Source organism: Pseudomonas sp. B16(2017), from assembly GCF_002113205.1.
GTDB classification, from domain to species: domain Bacteria; phylum Pseudomonadota; class Gammaproteobacteria; order Pseudomonadales; family Pseudomonadaceae; genus Aquipseudomonas; species Aquipseudomonas pharyngis.
Genome location: NZ_NEKA01000007.1, coordinates 238,112 through 255,687, shown reverse-complemented (window position 1 = coordinate 255,687; position 17,576 = coordinate 238,112). Strand labels below are relative to the sequence as shown.

General features: G+C 57.3%; 19 protein-coding genes. 6 read left to right on the top strand and 13 right to left on the bottom strand.

From position 1 onward, the window contains the following. Window position 1 precedes the first annotated feature (1 nt). Window positions 2-502, bottom strand: a complete 501-nt coding sequence (gene tpx, locus CAG25_RS14700; protein ID WP_011333939.1) for a thiol peroxidase — start codon at window positions 500-502, stop codon at window positions 2-4. Window positions 503-651: 149 nt separating this feature from the next. Further along, window positions 652-1,164, bottom strand: a complete 513-nt coding sequence (locus CAG25_RS14695; RefSeq protein ID WP_085611730.1) for a hypothetical protein — start codon at window positions 1,162-1,164, stop codon at window positions 652-654. Between the two features lie 310 nt (window positions 1,165-1,474). Here CAG25_RS14695 and CAG25_RS14690 point away from each other — a divergent pair, with 310 nt between their 5' ends. The 3 genes from CAG25_RS14690 (at window position 1,475) to CAG25_RS14680 (ending at window position 4,688) form a co-directional block, all read left to right on the top strand. Then, complete coding sequence (locus CAG25_RS14690; RefSeq protein ID WP_064596264.1) at window positions 1,475-1,900, top strand: YciI family protein; 426 nt, start codon at window positions 1,475-1,477, stop codon at window positions 1,898-1,900. A 149-nt stretch (window positions 1,901-2,049) separates the two neighbouring features. After that, the gene (locus CAG25_RS14685) at window positions 2,050-3,696 is read left to right on the top strand and encodes a J domain-containing protein (RefSeq protein ID WP_085611731.1); all 1,647 of its coding nucleotides are present in this window, start codon (window positions 2,050-2,052) and stop codon (window positions 3,694-3,696) included. Beyond that, complete coding sequence (locus CAG25_RS14680; protein WP_085611732.1) at window positions 3,693-4,688, top strand: DUF3829 domain-containing protein; 996 nt, start codon at window positions 3,693-3,695, stop codon at window positions 4,686-4,688. Before CAG25_RS14685 ends, CAG25_RS14680 begins: the two co-directional genes overlap by 4 nt. Before the next feature lie 49 nt (window positions 4,689-4,737). On the opposite strand, the gene CAG25_RS14675 is transcribed toward CAG25_RS14680, so the two are convergent. The 8 genes from CAG25_RS14675 to CAG25_RS14640 all read right to left on the bottom strand — a co-directional run bounded on the left by CAG25_RS14675 (window position 4,738) and on the right by CAG25_RS14640 (window position 12,385). Continuing rightward, window positions 4,738-5,409 carry a DUF3313 domain-containing protein gene (locus CAG25_RS14675; protein ID WP_064596259.1) on the bottom strand — a complete coding sequence of 224 codons (672 nt, stop codon included), beginning with the start codon at window positions 5,407-5,409 and terminating at the stop codon, window positions 4,738-4,740. 156 nt (window positions 5,410-5,565) lie between these two features. Further along, complete coding sequence (locus tag CAG25_RS14670) at window positions 5,566-6,540, bottom strand: hypothetical protein (RefSeq protein WP_085611733.1); 975 nt, start codon at window positions 6,538-6,540, stop codon at window positions 5,566-5,568. Between the two features lie 114 nt (window positions 6,541-6,654). Continuing rightward, window positions 6,655-6,972 (bottom strand): hypothetical protein, encoded by a 318-nt coding sequence (locus CAG25_RS14665; protein WP_085611734.1) that lies wholly within the window; start codon window positions 6,970-6,972, stop codon window positions 6,655-6,657. A 216-nt stretch (window positions 6,973-7,188) separates the two neighbouring features. Beyond that, the gene (locus CAG25_RS14660; protein ID WP_085611735.1) at window positions 7,189-7,998 is read right to left on the bottom strand and encodes a bifunctional 2-polyprenyl-6-hydroxyphenol methylase/3-demethylubiquinol 3-O-methyltransferase UbiG; all 810 of its coding nucleotides are present in this window, start codon (window positions 7,996-7,998) and stop codon (window positions 7,189-7,191) included. Between the two features lie 23 nt (window positions 7,999-8,021). Further along, window positions 8,022-9,422, bottom strand: coding sequence for a cytochrome P450 (locus tag CAG25_RS14655; RefSeq protein ID WP_085611736.1), 1,401 nt, complete (start codon window positions 9,420-9,422; stop codon window positions 8,022-8,024). A gap of 7 nt (window positions 9,423-9,429) precedes the next feature. Further along, on the bottom strand, window positions 9,430-10,104 hold the full coding sequence (locus CAG25_RS14650; RefSeq protein ID WP_158090090.1) for a dUTP diphosphatase: 675 nt from the start codon (window positions 10,102-10,104) through the stop codon (window positions 9,430-9,432). Window positions 10,105-10,235: 131 nt separating this feature from the next. Beyond that, the gene (locus CAG25_RS14645; protein WP_085611738.1) at window positions 10,236-10,715 is read right to left on the bottom strand and encodes a DUF934 domain-containing protein; all 480 of its coding nucleotides are present in this window, start codon (window positions 10,713-10,715) and stop codon (window positions 10,236-10,238) included. After that, entirely contained in the window at window positions 10,712-12,385 is a 1,674-nt protein-coding gene (locus CAG25_RS14640) for a nitrite/sulfite reductase (RefSeq protein ID WP_085611739.1), read from the bottom strand. The genes CAG25_RS14645 and CAG25_RS14640 overlap by 4 nt, the downstream gene beginning before the upstream one ends. 352 nt (window positions 12,386-12,737) lie before the next feature. Here CAG25_RS14640 and ccoN point away from each other — a divergent pair, with 352 nt between their 5' ends. Next, window positions 12,738-14,165 (top strand): cytochrome-c oxidase, cbb3-type subunit I, encoded by a 1,428-nt coding sequence (gene ccoN / locus CAG25_RS14630; protein ID WP_085611932.1) that lies wholly within the window; start codon window positions 12,738-12,740, stop codon window positions 14,163-14,165. A gap of 15 nt (window positions 14,166-14,180) precedes the next feature. Beyond that, a complete protein-coding gene (locus CAG25_RS14625; RefSeq protein ID WP_085611740.1) occupies window positions 14,181-14,402 on the top strand; it encodes a CcoQ/FixQ family Cbb3-type cytochrome c oxidase assembly chaperone in 222 nt (73 codons plus the stop codon). A 140-nt stretch (window positions 14,403-14,542) separates the two neighbouring features. On the opposite strand, the gene CAG25_RS14620 is transcribed toward CAG25_RS14625, so the two are convergent. After that, window positions 14,543-15,034, bottom strand: coding sequence for a hypothetical protein (locus tag CAG25_RS14620; RefSeq protein WP_085611741.1), 492 nt, complete (start codon window positions 15,032-15,034; stop codon window positions 14,543-14,545). Between the two features lie 116 nt (window positions 15,035-15,150). Next, entirely contained in the window at window positions 15,151-15,660 is a 510-nt protein-coding gene (locus CAG25_RS14615) for a GNAT family N-acetyltransferase (RefSeq protein ID WP_085611742.1), read from the bottom strand. A gap of 379 nt (window positions 15,661-16,039) precedes the next feature. Here CAG25_RS14615 and CAG25_RS14610 point away from each other — a divergent pair, with 379 nt between their 5' ends. Continuing rightward, window positions 16,040-16,405, top strand: a complete 366-nt coding sequence (locus tag CAG25_RS14610) for a DUF6124 family protein (RefSeq protein ID WP_085611743.1) — start codon at window positions 16,040-16,042, stop codon at window positions 16,403-16,405. A gap of 139 nt (window positions 16,406-16,544) precedes the next feature. Here the strand turns inward: CAG25_RS14610 and CAG25_RS14605 are convergent, their stop codons facing one another. Then, window positions 16,545-17,522, bottom strand: a complete 978-nt coding sequence (locus CAG25_RS14605; RefSeq protein WP_085611744.1) for a LysR family transcriptional regulator — start codon at window positions 17,520-17,522, stop codon at window positions 16,545-16,547. Window positions 17,523-17,576 lie beyond the last annotated feature (54 nt).

Here is a 17,576-nt window from a genome sequence, read left to right as displayed (position 1 = left end):
CTTACTTGAGAACGGACAGCGCCGCTTCGTAGTTAGGCTCTTCGGCAATTTCCTTGACCAGTTCGCTGTGCAGGACATTGTCGTTTTCGTCCAGTACAACCACCGCACGGGCGGTCAGGCCTTTCAGCGGGCCGTCAGCGATGGCCACGCCGTAGTTCTCGAGGAACTCGGTGCCGCGCAGGGTCGACAGGTTTTGTACGTTTTCCAGGCCTTCGGCGCCGCAAAAACGAGCCTGGGCGAACGGCAGGTCAGCCGAGATGCACAGCACCACGGTGTTGCTGATGTCGTTGGCCTGAGCGTTGAACTTGCGCACGGAGGTGGCGCAGGTCGGGGTGTCGACGCTTGGGAAGATGTTCAGCACTTTGCGCTTGCCGGCGAAGTCTTTCAGGGTGACGTCGGACAGATTGCCGGCTACCAGGGAAAAGGCTGGCGCCTTGGAACCGGCTTGTGGCAGTTGGCCGTTGACTTGAACCGGGTTGCCTTTGAGCGTGACTTGAGCCATGAACGGAGTCCTTCTGAATGTTATGGGTGAGAATCTCGAGGCCGAAGTTAACCACGAAATGACGTCTGCAGCCTATGCCGATACTGAACCAACAGTGGCATGCTGTGATCAGTATCGGCGGCTCCCCATCCACTCAAGCCGTCACCAAGTCAGGGGTTAATACTATCGACTGCACTAGCCGTGGGATCACCAGCCCAGCTTTTATCAAATACGAAACTCGCTATGAGAGCGATCGTGCTGGACCAGTTGACATCGAGATTGGTGGCCAAGATATGCCATTGCCCATCTTGAATACCTTTGTCTGTTCTCGCACTGGCGATAGACCCGCCAGTGACAAAAGCTACAACATTGGCATTGTTTCCTCCGCTGTTATTTCCCTTCTCAATCTTATATTCAATCGTTTCAAATCGAACCCCTGCATCCAAGGATCGCCATGTGAAATACATTTGTCCGCGAAATGGGTAAATGCCGCCGGTTTGTGCCGTAAGCATTTTCTCTCCGGTCCGAAGCGGCTCTGGTTCGCCGGAACCTTCCTTTCCCGTTGTCGGAGCTACTGTGATATCGGCAGTCTGGTACCGGGAGGCTGCGATAGCCTCCTCCAATAAAGAAAACAGTACGTTCCCGGTTTGCGCAGTATCATCTTTCGATCTGTCCGTGCTCATGACTTTCTCCAATGCATAGATGTTTCAACATTAAACATCAGGAAATTTTCAGCACACCGAAACTCTCCTGTTGAGAGTTCAACCTATATTCGACAACGCATTTACCCAACTGTCATAAGTGACAGTTTTTTATATCATCTGAATATATTAAGCAGCGTTTCAATAACCATTTGAAAGTTATGTCTCGGATGCTATTTTTGAGGGGCATGAGCGGTGAATCACAGAGCTGATGTTTTGATCTATCTGTCGATTCAAGCCTGGCCTCTTCGACTAAGCAGTGAATCTCCCCACACTTCACGGAGTAACCACCATGCGCTTCATGATCATTGTCAAAGCCAGCCACGATTCCGAAGCCGGCGTGATGCCCAGCGAACAGTTGCTGACCGACATGGGCAACTACAACGAAGAATTGGCCAAGGCCGGCATCCTGGTTTCAGCCGACGGTTTACACCCCAGCAGCAAAGGCGCCCGCGTACGTTTCAGTGGCGAAAAACGTAGCGTGATCGACGGCCCGTTTGCCGAGACCAAAGAGCTGATCGCCGGTTACTGGATCTGGGACGTCAAGTCCAAAGAGGAAGCCATCGAGTGGGTCAAGCGCTGCCCGAATCCCATGCCGGGCACTGAATCGGAAATCGAGATTCGCCAAGTGTTCAGCGCGGAAGATTTCGGCGCCGAGTTCACCCCGGAACTGCGCGAGCAGGAAGAACGCATACGCGAGCAAGCCAAAAAACACTGAAGCCCCGAATCGAGCACGTCAGCATTTCCGTAAGGCCGGTGACGACTGAGCGAGACACGGGGACTTTTCGACGCGAAACAGGTAGGGTGCGCAACATCACAATGCCACCACTGGATCGCGTCGTAGTTTTTTATGGAGTTGTCATCGCAATGAGTTGCTGGACCGTCCTTGGCCTGTCGGCTGACGCCGATGTGCGCACGATCAAACGCCAATATGCCGTCCTGCTCAAGCAGACCCGCCCCGACGACGACCCCGAGGGTTTCCAGCGGCTGCGCGATGCCTATGAGCAGGCGCTGGCGTACAAGGAATGGCAGCAGTATCACGAGCAGAATCAGGACGAAGAGCAAGAACAGGGTATTGAAGAATCCTGGGATCTGAGTGGCCTGACCGTGATTGAGGTCGATGCCCTGCAACTGGCGACCCGTTCGCTGGATGGACTCAGCGTTGAAGAGCTGAACCATCGCCATGCCGTCACCCTCGAACAGGGTTGCGCGCATTTCTTCGAAGACACGGTGCTGCACCATTGCATTGAACACCCTGACACTTCGCAGACGCTGGTGGACTGGGCCATCCCGACCTTCTTCTGGTTCAGCGCCTGGCAACGCCTCGAGTTGGACGAGATATCGATCGACCTGTTGCTGGATCAACAACGCGCGCGCATTACGCAACCGATGAGTGATTCCCTTGAACGGGAAGACGTCGACGGATTTCTCCAGGCTTACGAGCATTGCGCGGATCACAACTGGTTGGCGATTCAGCAACATCAGGAATGGTTCAACCGGATGCTCAGCCATTTACTGCTGGATGCCCCGGTCTGGTCTCCCGAGATTTTCGAACGGGTGCGCGCCGGTCAAGGCTGGCACGGCTGCACGGGAAATCCCTGCCCTGACGGCGAATGGCAACGCCTGCTGGCTCGCCAGAATGCGCCGCTTTTCCTGGCTCACCAGCAACAACTGGCCACGGAGCCCGCCGTCACCCCCGAACACCGCGCCGCCCGCCTGCTGCTGGGCACCGGCTCGTTCAGCGCCCGTCGCGCACTGGCCCGACGCCTGCGCGAGGACGACTGGGCGCAATGCCGCAAGTTGAGTTCGGAGCTGTACGCCAATCACCCCAAGGTCTGCGCGCAGATGCCCGGCGGCACGGCGTTTTTCTGGCAAAGCTGGGAACTGAGCTTCAATGACTGGCCGACGTATGTGGGCGTTGTGCTGGCCTGCCTGATCGGTGCGTTCACCCATTACATTCCGCTGGGCCTGCGCCTCAGCGGGCTGATCAATATCGTCATGATCTCGACCGTGGTGTTCGGCGTGATCGTGGCCGGGCTCAATTGGCTGGTGCACAACGTTGCTCATCGTGTATGGCGGCTGGATGACCGGATCAGTGCAAGCCTTTGCCCCGGATCTCTCAAAGACTCGCCGCCGTTCGGCGTGTTGCGCGACCTGGTGCCCGGCGCGTTGATGGTGGCCGGGCTCAGCTGGTTTTTCGGCCCGATTGCCGGCGGGGTGTATGCCTTAACCCTGGCGACCTTCGGACTGGTGCGCCGCTGGCAGTCCAGGCCACGGGGGTTCTGGGAAGAGAACCAACCTGCCGTGAAAGTCGGCGTGACGATCCTCGGAATTCTGGTGCTGGCCCTCGTGCTCGGCGTATTCAAAGTGGTCGCCAGCCAAGGCACGGTCAATCGCAATCAGGGCCTGCAACCGTGGACCGAACGTTTGTGCAGCCGCTTGCCGGCCACCACCGCCGAATGCAGCGCACCAGCCACCGTTGAACAGTGGTACGGCAAGGAGGCGCGCCCATGACCACCAGAGTGATGTTTTGCGTCGGGATCTTCTTCGCGCTGGTGATCATGGGGCTGACGGGCGCGATCCGGCCTTTCCTCCAGCTCGATCTCTGGCTGGACGGGCGCGATGCACCGATCACCGCCCAAGCCAATGCCCTGAGCCCGGTGATTGCCTGCGTCAACCGGATCGACGTGCAATGGCGAGTGGCCTACGACCGCTACAAGAACCCTCAACCGCCCTTGCCCCGCGACCAGCGCTGGTTGAAGAGCCTCAATGATTTCGACGACAGCGACGCGTTCAATGTGCGAGACATTCAGCGCGATGTCTGCGGTCAGGGCCTCACGGAAAAACTCGATCTTCTGGCGTGGCAGCCTGAACTGGCGCGACAGGCCAACGAGTACGTCCGGGCGCTGAGTCACGTCACGACCACCATTGCCCCCACGCGTTTTTACCGAGAGGCGAGCTTCATCTCCGGATCACAACAGCCCTCCTCTGGAGAACTCGCTGCCATCGAGCGTGTGTCACAGGAGTACATCGGCGCCTCGACCGCTCTGCGGCAAAGCCTGATGTCGCTCGACGCCGCGCAACGTCCCGAACAGCTCAAGCTGATCGAAGCGCGTCTGGGCAGGGACATTCATTGGGATTTGCTGGCGTACATGATTCAGGCGCGGGAGACCGTCGACGCGCTCGACGAAGCGATGAAAAACCGCACCCTCACTCCGAAATTGCTGGCCGACACCACCGCAAAGCTGCAACAGGCGTGGAACCGTCGCGAACCCTACCTCGCACCACGTACGGGTGGATTCCAGAACAAGACCGATGCCGCACGGGACCTGTGGCTGCGCATCGGCGAGCCGGGGCAAAACTATCTCGAAGCGTTGAACACGCTGCACACCGACTGGCAGAGCCACGCCAAGCCCGAGCGTTTGAGCGAGGACTACTACGCCGTGACCCGCCGTTACGACGGCTTGCTCAGCCATTACAACCGCCTGGCCCGCGCCAGCTTCTGACGCAGTGCACACGCCGGATCGTCCTCAGAGGCGACCCGGCGTGCCGGTCTTACTTGGCCTTGAGCTTGAGGTAGGACTGATGCAGATCCGCCGCCCAGCCATCGATCACGCTTTTCACGTCATCGGCCTTCATCACCTGCGAATCGTTTTCCAGCGGTTTGCCGGTGCCTTTGCGCACCACCTGCGCCGCCACCTTGTTGGTGCCGCCATCGAGGAACACCGCCTCGGTCGCCAGCGTGGTTTCCTGATCACGAATGCCGCTGGCGGTACTGACCGCTGCCGCCACCAATGCCACCGGAATCACTTCATAGGCATGCAGGCCTTCGGTCTTGCTGCTCACGGCGGTGATCGCCGCGCGTACCACGATCACACCAGGCCCGGGGCCTGAGGCCAGTGGCAGGGATTTACCCAGTTCACGCTTGAGCGCCTGATCGTAATAGCTGGTGATGCCGTTAAGGGTCTGCTGCGGAATCTTCACGGTGGGTTGCGGTTTGGGATAGAGCTGGGTCGGTTCGACGTAGAAGCTGGTGAATTTGCCGATGTCGACTTTCGGGTCGATCCAGCGCATCACTTCGGCCCCCGACGGGGATTTGGCCTCCCTCAGCTGGCTGTAGTCCTTGAGGAAGCCTGAGTACTCGTCGGGTGCGACGGTTTTGCTGGAGCAACCCACCACGCCCAGCGTGGCAATGCACAGGGTGCTCATCATTACGGCTAGCTTCATGCTGTAACTCCTGTCGGAAGGCCGAATTTATTGCGTCGGGGGAGTTACAGGTATAGCTAAATTCGCGCCGTTTGCGATCAGAAACCCCAACATTGCGCAACGTCGGGTCCGGACCTTTGAAAGGTCCGGACCATCACGGGTGCTCAAGGCTTTCTTCTACCAGCTCGAAGTCTCCCCACTCCTCAACGCCATCTCCCGCCGACTGTTGGCCCGCATCGCCTTGATCAGCGACACCGTCCCCACCAGCAAAATCGCCGCACCGAACAGAAAATCAATGTTGTACAGCTGGAAATCCTGCACCGGCCCCACCAGCACCGTGCGCACTACGCCAATCCCCACCAGCGTGGCAAGGAAGTCGATCCCCGGCTCATCGCGGTAGAACACCAGCAGCAACGGCAGGCACAGCACCAGCAGCATCAACAGCACCACGACCTTGAACGAGCCTTTGCGCTCGACGCTGAACGCGCATTCGTGGGGGCCGTAGGCCTTGTAATCCTCGTCGCGGATCATCGAGTTTTTCTCGTTGATGTAGTCGGCGCGGTTGTACTTCTGGATCGGCGTGAAGGTGTTGGACATCTCCATCAGCGTGGTGATGTTCTTGAAGCGCAGGTCGATGCGCTCGCTGCCCTTGAGGTAATACAGCACCGGTTTGTAGCCGTAGCGATAGGTGTCGAAGGGAAATTCGGTGACCCGGCCCTGAACGCTGATCGGCCGCGATTCGAGTTCGGCGAAGGCGCTCTTGTCGGTCGAGGCGAGGTTGCGGCTCAGGGGCAGGACTTTCACCTGTTCGAGGAAGATCGGCGTGACGCCGAACGACCACTGCAGCGGTTCCAGGCGCAGACGCAGTTCGTTGCGGCCCAGGTCATAGCGGTTGAAGGTACGTTCGGACACCACCACCGCGCCGCTGAGCATGAACTCGCCGCGCAGGTTGTTGGTGATGCGCAGGGTCAGTTGATCCTTGCCCAGCAGCGCCGCTTCGGTGTTCGGCGGCGTGCCGCACCAGGCGGTGCTTTCGCCGACGCCACCGAGCTGACCGCCACGGTTTTCGTTGAACACATAGATGTAACCGGCCCACAGCGTCACCATCAGCAGCAACGCGGTGATGCCCAGAATTTTTTTGCCAACACTCACAACAGCAGACTCCCTTCCTGATTTGCTCAGCCGATAATCCGACGGCGAAAAGGACTCTACCAAAATGCCACCATCGCCCCAAGTTAAAAAACTGGAGCGAAGGGCGGCGGACGATTATTTCGGCTTGTAATGAGAAACCTTCGAACGGAAAACTGATTTTTCACTCTGCAGAACTCCGTAATCGACCGTCAGGTTCCCACGAGGCAGGTCGGATTCCGGGATAAGAATATTAATGGGATGCCCTATCTGCTCTTTAGATACCTGAACATCTAAGGCAAGCCCTTCTCCTGCGTCAGAAATAGCAAAAACTATGACTTCGTGTTCTGTAGCTATTTTTATCGCCGGGGCAGAGAAGTGGAGACCGTCCTGTTTTTCTTTCAGGACAGCGGCAGGAAGTGCCGAAAATAATATTCTTTTCGATTTGATAGACATAAAAACTCCTTACGCTCGTTTATTTGAATACAAGACCTTGATGGCAACCCGTATTGAAGGACGCTTTGCCGGCATTCATTAAAATTCGATACGAGTGTCTGTTCCACTGTAAGAAATAACAGTTTTTTATAACAATTACCGACACTGGAAACCAAAACCCAACCCAGAATGCATAAGAGACAAGGCCGTTTCCGATTTGTTTGGAGACCCTCTCCGCTATAGTTTCACCAAATGCAACTGAATCATCCGCAAAGCACCCACAACATAAAAGGGATTTACGGCTATCATTTTCAAGTCTGATAGTACTTTCTCCACCTCATTTCTGGCCGCCATACCGCTTGCAACAAGAGGATCCATGATCACCATAAAGGATCGCCACAGCAGGCTTTTTCGATAGGCGTCGCTGAAAAAAGGCTGGTCGAATGCCCAGTGATCTACAGCGACACCGTCCAACCCATGAACGTAAGACCACAATGGCTCAATACAGTCAAAACGCATCCCCATTTTCTTAGTCAACTCCTGCCCCCACTCGTTGGCCTTATTCAAAGAGTCATGCGCTGGATAACTGACGAACGGAAATCCGGGCTCTTCAAGCAAAATAGACCCACCCGCGCGGCAAACGGTCAACATATTTGCGAATGCACTATTCCAGTCTGGAATATGCATAAGTACGTACCGAGCATACAAAACATCAACTTGCTGCCTGTCTTGCCACGTATCCATCAGATTCAAGTTTTCGAACCTGACATTGGATAAATTGCCAGCCTCGAGAAGTTGATTGCAGATATGCAATTGCGAACCCGAAGAGTCCCCTCCTATTACCTGCATCGAAGGATACTCCCTCCCTAGCCAGCACGACATCTGGCCATGACCGCAACCGATATCCAACACGGTTTTGGCATCAGGCGGTAATTGGCTACGCAAGAATCTGACGCTGCCTTGTTCGTAAATATCGGAAAGTATTGCCAAGCGCTCTTGCTCAGCTGAACCTTCCCCCATCAAATAAACCTGACGTTGCTCACTCATACTTACCTCGACTGAAGTAAAACTTATTCGTGACGTCTCATTAAACAGACTGAAACATGCGAAGGACAAAGTGTGAACGCATAAATTTCTTCTGTCGGGCCTGCGCTTTCATCAGCTTTTACGTCAAAGTTCTTCGCCAACATGGAAATGGCCATCAGCGCTTCATGCATCGCAAGTTGATGTCCCGGACAGTGTCGAGGTCCGATGCCAAACGGAGTGCACGCTTTCTTATTGTCCTGCTCATATGCTTGACTATCGAGCCATCGTTCCGGGAGAAAATCTCCGGCGCGGATGAAGTGCCGTGTATCCTGGCCCGGGTAACCGATTAACAAAAAAACAGGTGTGCCTTTCAAGACTTCTACACCCTGAATTTCCACATCTTCATTTGGTTCAAGTGTTAGTAACGGAAAAACCGGCTTGAGGCGCATAGTTTCCTGAATTATTGCGTGCGCGTAAGGCAGCTTATCCAGCTGATCTATCGTAGGAATTACGTCGGTACTGTTCAGCACTCGGTCCACTTCCATTTGCAACTTTTCCTGAACCACGGGGTGTCTGGCAATAAAATAGACGGCCCAGGCAATCGTATTAGCCGTTGTGTCCTCCCCTGCTAATAAAAAGGTCAGAACGTTGCCGATAATTTCGCCATCAGAGAGTGATTCACTACCTGCGCTATTTTGGTGGGCAACCAGTTTTTCGATCATATTTACTGGCGGCAATGGAGGCGACGAACCATTTTCCATACGTTCGCGTGCGCTCTTGATGAAACCGCTCACCAAGTGATTGATCCTCGTCAGCGCCACGTTGAACTCGCGATCAGACTTCAGCGTTATATATCGCCAATAAGGAAACACCGCTGCTTGACGGCGAGCGGCTGTTTGCAGAAATGAAGATAGCGCGCCCTGTAACTCTCCAGCAGACTCTTCCAGCGTGTTAAGTTCATAACCAAAAGCAAATCCAGTCACTACATCAACGGTATAGCTCATAGCTTCCTGACGCATATCAACCGAACTACCATCAACCGCAAAATTTAACCAGCGTTGTTGTAAGCGTCGGGTTGTAGCGTCGATCGCCTCCCACGCATTTTTTATGTGCAATAAATTGAACGTCGGTGTGATCAGCCTTCGATGCCGGCGCCACTTATCCCCCTCGGCTACAAAAACCCCATCCGCTCCCACTTCAAGCCCTAGTTCTTCCATCTTTACCCAGCGTCTGAATTTCCCCGGCCGCTCGTGAAGCAGTTCAGCCATCACGTCAGGCTCAGTCACAACGAGAATACATTTCGATCCAATTTTAAAGGTATAAAACCCACCAAGTTCTCTTGCCCAGTCACACAAGACTTGATAAATGCGTGACGGCTTGATCTGTAGAATATTCCCGAGCAAGGGAATGCCAGCCGGCGACGGAAGTTTTTTGATCGATAACATTACGCCCTCACTGACTCCACTTGTGTGACGCTCGATATAAGTGTTCCAAACCTTTAATTAATTTCTCCTGCGTCGATATCGAACAGCACCCCGTCACCACGCCTTGCAAATAGTTAGAATCCTCAACAAGTGGCCAAAATTTGTTATATCGCCCCACTCGATAACCATTGACTTGGCGATAGACATGGAGCGCATATTTCTGCCGATAGCGTAAAATTATTTCTTCCCAGCTAATCAACCCACTCAATAAAAACAATCGTTCGAGCAACGGCAATCGAATACACCTCATCGTTGCATAACCAATGACTATATCCAGCAACCTTGGAATATCACAATCGACGAGCTTCACAGATTTACGTTGATAACGGCACACCTGAAGATCCGGATTAGATTCAAGCGCTAGCGACTCAGCAATGGCCCTCAGTTCACCGGGGTGTTGTTTTATATAGAAAGAAATTGCGAAACACAGTACGTCAACCAGTTCGAGTTGCATCTGGAAATAGTCTGTTTCAGTTTTAGCCCACCACTTCCAATCGTAAAATTCGAGGGCCTCGACTGCTTCGACGATAAGGGCACGACAACACGCATAATTTGCCTGCCTCCAATTTGGATCCACGCTCTCATTCAATAAATTCTGTTGCGACACAATCCAAAATGCCTGCTCAAAGCGAAGCTTTTCCATCATGCTCCTCCGTCGCGAACAGAAACGTTGATAGATGCATCTGAATCCTTGGTTCAGATTAGAGCGCAATAAATCGGAATCGCACACTGTCATATATGACAGGTGACAATTTCCAGACCAAGTGTTAAGGATCAGCGCCTTCGAAACAATGGTCGTGGCTCAATAACTGATCGCCCGTACAGCACGCTCATGCCCGCCAGCCCTTTCAGCGCATCGTCGGCGGATTTGTCCTCGCGCACGGCGAAGCTGTCGAAACCGCACTGGCGCATGTGGCTGAGCTGGTCGCGCAGCACGTCGCCAATCGCCCGCAACTCGCCTTTCCAGCCGAAACGGCTGCGCAGCAGATAGGCCTGGCTGTAGGCGCGGCCGTCGCGAAAGCTCGGGAAGTCGAGGGCGATCAGTGGCAACGAGCTCAGCCACGGCAGCAGGCTTTCGACGCCGTCGTCCGGGCCGAGCCAGACCGCATGGGTCGAGGGTGATTCGAGCCAGTGGGCCAGCGGCAGAATCAACATCCCGGCGCTGGGCTCTGTTTCAGGCGAGCGGATCAGCGTCCATGGATCATCGAGCACGATTCGCGCCCCACTCGCCTCCATCCGCAGCAGATTGTTCATACCGAGGCCTCCAACGCTTTCGGGTAGACCCGCTCCTTGAACGGCTCCAGTCCGATGCGCGCCACGGTATCGACGAACAGTTCTTCGGCCTCGCGATAACGCACGAAGGTGCCGATGATCCGCTCGATCACCTGCGGCACTTCGGCCGCGCTGAACGAGGGGCCGATGACCTTGCCCAGTGCGCTGTTCTTGCCCTGTGCGCCGCCAAGGGTGATCTGGTACCACTCGCTGCCGTTTTTATCGACGCCGAGAATCCCGATGTTGCCGATGTGGTGATGGCCGCAGGCGTTCATGCAGCCGGAGATGTTCAGGCTGATGTCGCCCAGATCATGCAGGTAATCGAGGTTGTCGAACCGCGCCTGAATCGCCTGGGCAATCGGGATCGACTTGGCGTTGGCCAGCGCACAGAAATCACCGCCGGGGCAGGCAATGATGTCGGTCAGCAGGCCGACGTTGGCGGCGCCCAGCCCGTGCTCTTTCGCCAGTTGCCACAGCGCGTACAGATCGGACTTGGGCACATCCGGCAGGACGATGTTCTGTTCGTGGGCGATGCGGATTTCGCCGAAACCGAAGCGCTCCGACCAGTCGGCCACGGCCAGCATCTGCGCATCGGTGACGTCCCCCGGCGGCGAGGCCAGGCCCGGTTTGGTCGACAGCACCACGCTGGTGTAGCCCGGCACTTTGTGCGGCTGAACGTTGCGCGCGACCCAACGGGCGAACGCCGGTTTCTCCGCCAGGTGCGTGCCGAAATCCAGATCGGTACCTGCCAGCGCGCGATAGCTCGGCGGCACAAAAGCACTGGCGACCCGCTGGTATTCATCTTCGGTCAACTGCGCGGGGCCGTCCTTGAGGTGTTGCCATTCCTCTTCGACTTCCTTGGCGAACGCCTCGATGCCCAGCGCCTTGACCAGAATCTTGATCCGCGCCTTGTACTTGTTGTCGCGTCGGCCGTGGCGGTTGTAGACCCGCAGCACGGCTTCGACGTAGGACAGCAAGTGCTGCCACGGCAGGCCGTCGCGAATCTGCAGACCAAGGATAGGCGTGCGCCCCAGACCGCCGCCGACGATCACCCGCAGCAACATCTGGCCGTCACGGCCGGGGTAAAGGTAGAGGCCGATGTCGTGCATCATGATCGCCGCGCGATCCTGCTTCGCCGAGCAGATCGCGATCTTGAACTTGCGCGGCAGGAACAGGAATTCCGGGTTGATCGTCGACCATTGCCGCAGGATTTCCGCCAGCGGACGCGGGTCGATCAACTCGTCCGCCGCGACTCCGGCGAAGGCTTCGGTGGTGATGTTGCGCACGCAATTGCCCGAGGTCTGGATCGCATGCATGTTGACCTGCGCCAGACGCTCGAGAATGTCCGGCACCTCGTGCAGTTCGATCCAGTTGAACTGCATGTTCTGCCGGGTGGTGAAGTGGCCGTAACCACGGTCGTAGTCCCGGGCGATGCTTGCCAGTGTGCGCATCTGCTCGGCGCTCAAAGTGCCGTAGGGAATCGCCACTCGCAGCATGTAAGCGTGCTTTTGCATGTACAGGCCGTTCTGCAGGCGCAGCGGCAGGAACTCTTCTTCGCTCAACTCCCCGGCCATGAAGCGCTCGACCTGATCGCGAAATTGCGCAACGCGCTCGAACACCAGCGCCCGGTCGTAATCATCGTACTGGTACATGCAGTGGCTACCTCATCAGTTTTGATCGCGGTCAAGAACTGTGGGAGCGGGCTTGCTCGCGAATGCGGTGTGTCAGGCAACTGACTTGTTGGCTGACACACCGCATTCGCGAGCAAGCCCGCTCCCACAGGATTTTTTACGACTATGGACGAACGGCGCAGTGCACAACAGATTCACCTGAACGCATAAAAACCGTATCAGGGCGCGGCAGATGACCGCAGGCAGCGCCTGGATCTGATCCGCATAAATGATCAATTCCTGAGCCTGTTTTGTTTCCGGTGGGGTTTCTACAGTGCAGCTCGTGCCAGACCGGGTGGCCTGGCAAGACTTTGCAACCGTGGATGAACTGACCATGAGCACAGCAACAATCGGACAGGCTTATAACTACAAGGTCGTCCGCCAATTCGTCATCGCGACTGTTTTCTGGGGTGTCGTGGGCATGGCGATGGGGGTATGGATCGCCTCGCAACTGGTATGGCCGGACATGAATCTGGACTTGCCGTGGACCACCTTCGGCCGCTTGCGACCGTTGCACACGAGCCTGGTGATTTTCGGTTTCGCCGGCAGCGCGCAATTCGCCGCAAGCTACTACGCGGTGCAGCGTACCTGCCAGGTGCGGCTGTACTCGGACAAACTCGCAGCCTTCACCTTTTGGGGCTGGCAATCGGTGATCGTGATCATGCTGGTCACCCTGCCGCTGGGCTACACCACCACCAAGGAATACGCCGAGATCGAGTTCTCCGGCGCGGTGTGGATGGCGGTGGTCTGGGTCGCTTACGCCGTGGTGTTTTTCACCACCGTGGTGCAGCGCAAGACCAAGCACATCTATGTCGGCAACTGGTTCTTCGGCGCGTTCATCCTGGTGATCGCCATGTTGCACGTGGTCAATCACCTGTCGATTCCGGTGGACTGGTTCAAGTCCTATCCCGTGTACTCCGGCGCCACCGACGCCATGGTGCAGTGGTGGTACGGCCACAACGCGGTGGGCTTCTTTTTGACCACCGGGTTCCTCGGGATGATGTATTACTTTGTGCCCAAGCAAGTGAATCGGCCGGTGTATTCGTACCGGTTGTCGATCGTGCACTTCTGGGCGCTGATCACCCTGTACATCTGGGCCGGCCCGCACCATTTGCATTACACCGCGCTGCCGGACTGGGCGCAGTCGCTGGGCATGGCGATGTCGCTGATCCTGTTGGCGCCGAGCTGGGGCGGGATGATCAACGGGATGATGACCCTCTCCGGCGCGTGGCATAAATTGCGCACCGACCCGATCCTGCGCTTCCTGGTTTTGTCGCTGGCGTTCTACGGCATGTCGACCTTCGAAGGCCCGATGATGGCGATCAAGACCGTCAATGCCCTCTCCCACTACACCGACTGGACCATCGGCCACGTCCACGCCGGGGCGCTGGGCTGGGTGGCGATGATCACCTTCGGCGCAACCTATCACATGGTGCCCAAGGTGTTTGGCCGCGAGCGCATGCACAGTACGCCGCTGATCAACCTGCACTTCTGGCTGGCGACCATTGGCACGGTGTTGTACATCGCGTCGATGTGGGTCAACGGCATTACTCAGGGCCTGATGTGGCGGGCGATCAACGAGGACGGCACGCTGACCTATTCGTTCGTCGAAGCGCTGCAGGCCAGTCATCCGGGGTTCATCGTGCGCTTTGTCGGCGGGGTGTTCTTCCTCAGCGGCATGTTGCTGATGGCCTATAACGTGTGGCGCACGGTGCGGATTGCCGACGTTGCACTCGCCCATCGTGAAGCGCAGATCGCCTGATCAAGGGAGCTGGTCATGTTCGATGTTTTATTGAATGTGTTGGGCGTGGTGTTTCTGTGGCTGGCGGTTGAGTACTGCCTGCGGCACGAGACGGCCGAAAGTCTGGATGAGGCGAGTCTGACGCCGTTTGCGGATGATCCGGAGGTGGCTCGGCGGGTTGAGTTGGCTACCGGTAAAACCGTGAAAGCGGTGGCGCCGGAGATAGCCAAACCGGGCTGGATCAACCTCGAAATGTGAGCCCCCCCCTAGCTGATCGTTCCCACGTCGAACCGTCTGCGTGGGAATGCCTCAAGGGACGCTCCGCGTTCCAGCTCTGGAAGGGACGCGGAGCGTCCCGGGCTGCATTCCCACGCAGAGCGTGGGAACGATCAAGTGTGTCAACCTCGATCGCGAGGGATGAGGCTCTGCAATTGCTGCGCGAGGAAATTCGCGTCGAAGGCAAAGGTATCCGGATCCTTCAACCCATTGGTCTTGCGCCACTGCCACTCCCCGCCCGGCAGTCCCACCAACGAAACACTCCCATACCGCGCCGCCGTCAGCCCCATCACCGCCAGCGAAATCTGCCCGCCACTGCCCATCACATCCGGCACGAACTCCACCGGTTTGCCGGCAATCACGATGCTCAGTTTTTCAGTCTTGAAGGTTGAGGTCTCAACCGGAGTGCTCGGCCCAAACGCCACATAAGCCTCCCGACTCACCTCCAGCAACCCCGGTGCCTGCACCGGTTCCAGCCATTGCTGAATCTGCCCGAACAACTCGGTAATCCGTGTGGCCCAGGCCGCCGATTGCGTCTCGAACAGTTGCTTCTTGTGCGCTTCGCTGTCGGCATAGTGGCGAAGCATTTCGCCCAGTTGCTGTACGTCGTCCATTGCGGTGTTCCTTTGAGGAAGCAGTGCTGCGGACTCCGAGCATGGCAGATGCCGATGACGGCCGTGCAAGTCATTTGCCTGCACGGTCGCCTCGTCGGCCATTGACGGACAGAAGGTCAGCGTTTGCGCAGACGCGCCATGCTCAGGGTGTCGACCCATTGCCCGTCACGCACGGCGTAATCGCGGAACAGGCCCTCATTTTCGAAGCCGAACTTGCGGTAGAGGCCGATGGCTGCCTCGTTGTCGGCGTACACCGAAAGCTCGACCCGGTGCAGGTTCATCCAGTTGTCGGCGATGTCCAGCGCTGCCGACAACAGCTTCGAGCCCACACCCTTGCCCTGCCACGCCACCGCGACGCTCATGCCGAGACTGCCGGCGTGGCTGCGGCGAATTCGCGAAAAAGCCTCCAGCCCGAGATGCCCGATCACCGCACCTTGATGCAGCGCCACCAGTTTCACCATCCGTTCGTTTTCCGGCATCAGCCGCTGGCGCCAGATTTCGGCAGACTGAAACGGCATCTGCAGCACCTGCCGGGTCACGGCAGGGTCGTTGTAAAGCGCGGTGACGCCTTCGACGTGGGACTCGCTGAAGCGTTCGAGGTGAATGGCGGGGTTGTGCTCAGGCATGAAAGATCCCTCCTGGATCAGTGCGTGGCCGGTCACTTTAAACCGCTTCGTCGCGGTTTCGCCATGACCGTTTAAAACCGTTAACCGAAACGTCCGGCAAGCCACAACGCCTTGCGCCATTACCTACGCATCCGCCAGAATCCGCTGGCTTGTGCGCCTTGAGGGTGGGCTCTATCGTTTCCGGGTCGCTTATGAATAAGCGATCGGGTCTCGCAGCCCGCGATCTCTAGACGCACAACATCCTCCAGTTTATGGCGGCTGTACGTGGGAGACCCTCGAGTCTGCCGGTTCTAGAGTCCCGGTCTGCGACCCGCGTATAGCTGCCACCTCTTCGTATCGCAGCGAATCGTGGCGGCTCCATGACTCTGGAGATTCAATCATGATCAAACCAACGCCAAACCCACCCGACACCACCTCGCCCTACGAATCCCTCGACTCAAAGACCTTCCACGAAGCCGCCGAACGCGCCCTCGATCATTACTTCAATCCCCTGCTCCCCAGAAAACCGCTGCTCAAACCCAACACCCGCTACCTCATCGCTCCCGGCATCGACAGCGAAGAGCTGCTGGCCGACGCCTGCGAAACCCTGACCTCGGCCAAAACCATGGCCACCGACTTCGCCGGGCTGGTAGACGGCTCGCATCGGCATGTGCTGCTGGGCATTGCGCAACTGATCATGCTGGGTGAGCTGGCGGTGAATCGGGCGCTGGATAATCTGGAGTTGAAGGCCGAGGCGCCGCTGTAACCTGATCGTTCCCACGTCGAGGCGTCGAACCGTCCGCGTGGGAATGCAGTCCGGGACGCTCCGCGTCCCTTCCGGAGCTGGAACGCGGAGCGTCCCTTGAGGCGTTCCCACGCGGAGCGTGGGAACGATCTAAGAAAAATTACTCGAACCACTCCTGTCGCTCATTGAACGTGCGCTGAATCAACTCCACCAAGGTCTGCACCTCCCCGACCTCCTGCGATTCACTGTTCACCGCCAACCACGCCTGCAACCGCATCGCCTCCTCAAACAACCCCGGCAACGCCACCAACCCACGATCGAACCGGCTCATGTACATCGGCAGCAAACCAATGCACGCGCTGCAACGAATCATCTCCAGCATCAGCTCATAGGACTGCATCTGCACCACGCCCGCCAACCGCTGTTCAACCAGTTCATTCCACGGCCGGAAGCTGTCGATCTGCCGGTCATGCTGCCATTGCACCAGCATGAAATCGGCGAGGTCGTCCGGGCTTTCAGGGCGCGCGGTCACGCGGGAGTAGCGTTTGGCGATGTGCGGCTGGTATTCCAGCTGCGCGAGGCGTTGCGGTTCGCTGGTGGCGAAGGTCGGGCCGGGATGCGGGGTGTCACCGTGGGCGAGCCACAGCACGATGTCGGCGCTGACCGCGCGCAGGGCCAGTTCGCTGTCGAGGGCGATGATTTCCAGGCGCACGCTGGCGTTGCGGCGCAGCAGTGCGATGAGGTCGCGGCCAAGGATGTCATGCAGGATCGATTCGGCGACGGCCAGCCTGATCAAGGGCTGCTCAATCACCGGCAGCTTGCGTTCGTGGGCCAAAGCGATCAGTTGCGCCTGCAATTGCTGGCCTTCGCGGGTCAGGCTGAGCGCGCTGCCCTGAAAGCTGAACAGTGCGCATTGCAGTTGCTGTTCGAGCTGCGCCAGTTGCTTGCGCAGCAGGGTCGAGCGCACGTTGAGGCTGCGGGCGGCCTGCATGAAGCAGCCGCAACGGGCGCTGACCAGAAAGTATTGCGCGACGTCGCCGTCCAGGGTTGCGGCTTGCGCCAGCCAGGGTTCGTCCTTGTCCCGGGGCCAGCGGAAATCGGCGCTGCTCGGTCGTGCTGCGGGTTCGGTGAATGACATTGATGACTCCCTGTCGATCTTTGTTGTTTGCCTTTGCACACATTCCCTGTGGGA

Coding starts and splice junctions, on each gene's coding strand:
- CAG25_RS14665 (WP_085611734.1), bottom strand. CDS start 6,972: ATGTCTATCAAATCGAAAAGAATATTATTTTCGGCACTTCCTGCCGCT.
- CAG25_RS14685 (WP_085611731.1), top strand. CDS start 2,050: ATGAGTTGCTGGACCGTCCTTGGCCTGTCGGCTGACGCCGATGTGCGC.
- CAG25_RS14695 (WP_085611730.1), bottom strand. CDS start 1,164: ATGAGCACGGACAGATCGAAAGATGATACTGCGCAAACCGGGAACGTA.
- CAG25_RS14620 (WP_085611741.1), bottom strand. CDS start 15,034: ATGGACGACGTACAGCAACTGGGCGAAATGCTTCGCCACTATGCCGAC.
- CAG25_RS14680 (WP_085611732.1), top strand. CDS start 3,693: ATGACCACCAGAGTGATGTTTTGCGTCGGGATCTTCTTCGCGCTGGTG.
- CAG25_RS14645 (WP_085611738.1), bottom strand. CDS start 10,715: ATGAACAATCTGCTGCGGATGGAGGCGAGTGGGGCGCGAATCGTGCTC.
- CAG25_RS14610 (WP_085611743.1), top strand. CDS start 16,040: ATGATCAAACCAACGCCAAACCCACCCGACACCACCTCGCCCTACGAA.
- CAG25_RS14640 (WP_085611739.1), bottom strand. CDS start 12,385: ATGTACCAGTACGATGATTACGACCGGGCGCTGGTGTTCGAGCGCGTT.
- CAG25_RS14660 (WP_085611735.1), bottom strand. CDS start 7,998: ATGAGTGAGCAACGTCAGGTTTATTTGATGGGGGAAGGTTCAGCTGAG.
- tpx (WP_011333939.1), bottom strand. CDS start 502: ATGGCTCAAGTCACGCTCAAAGGCAACCCGGTTCAAGTCAACGGCCAA.
- CAG25_RS14655 (WP_085611736.1), bottom strand. CDS start 9,422: ATGTTATCGATCAAAAAACTTCCGTCGCCGGCTGGCATTCCCTTGCTC.
- CAG25_RS14650 (WP_158090090.1), bottom strand. CDS start 10,104: ATGGAAAAGCTTCGCTTTGAGCAGGCATTTTGGATTGTGTCGCAACAG.
- ccoN (WP_085611932.1), top strand. CDS start 12,738: ATGAGCACAGCAACAATCGGACAGGCTTATAACTACAAGGTCGTCCGC.
- CAG25_RS14675 (WP_064596259.1), bottom strand. CDS start 5,409: ATGAAGCTAGCCGTAATGATGAGCACCCTGTGCATTGCCACGCTGGGC.
- CAG25_RS14605 (WP_085611744.1), bottom strand. CDS start 17,522: ATGTCATTCACCGAACCCGCAGCACGACCGAGCAGCGCCGATTTCCGC.
- CAG25_RS14625 (WP_085611740.1), top strand. CDS start 14,181: ATGTTCGATGTTTTATTGAATGTGTTGGGCGTGGTGTTTCTGTGGCTG.
- CAG25_RS14690 (WP_064596264.1), top strand. CDS start 1,475: ATGCGCTTCATGATCATTGTCAAAGCCAGCCACGATTCCGAAGCCGGC.
- CAG25_RS14615 (WP_085611742.1), bottom strand. CDS start 15,660: ATGCCTGAGCACAACCCCGCCATTCACCTCGAACGCTTCAGCGAGTCC.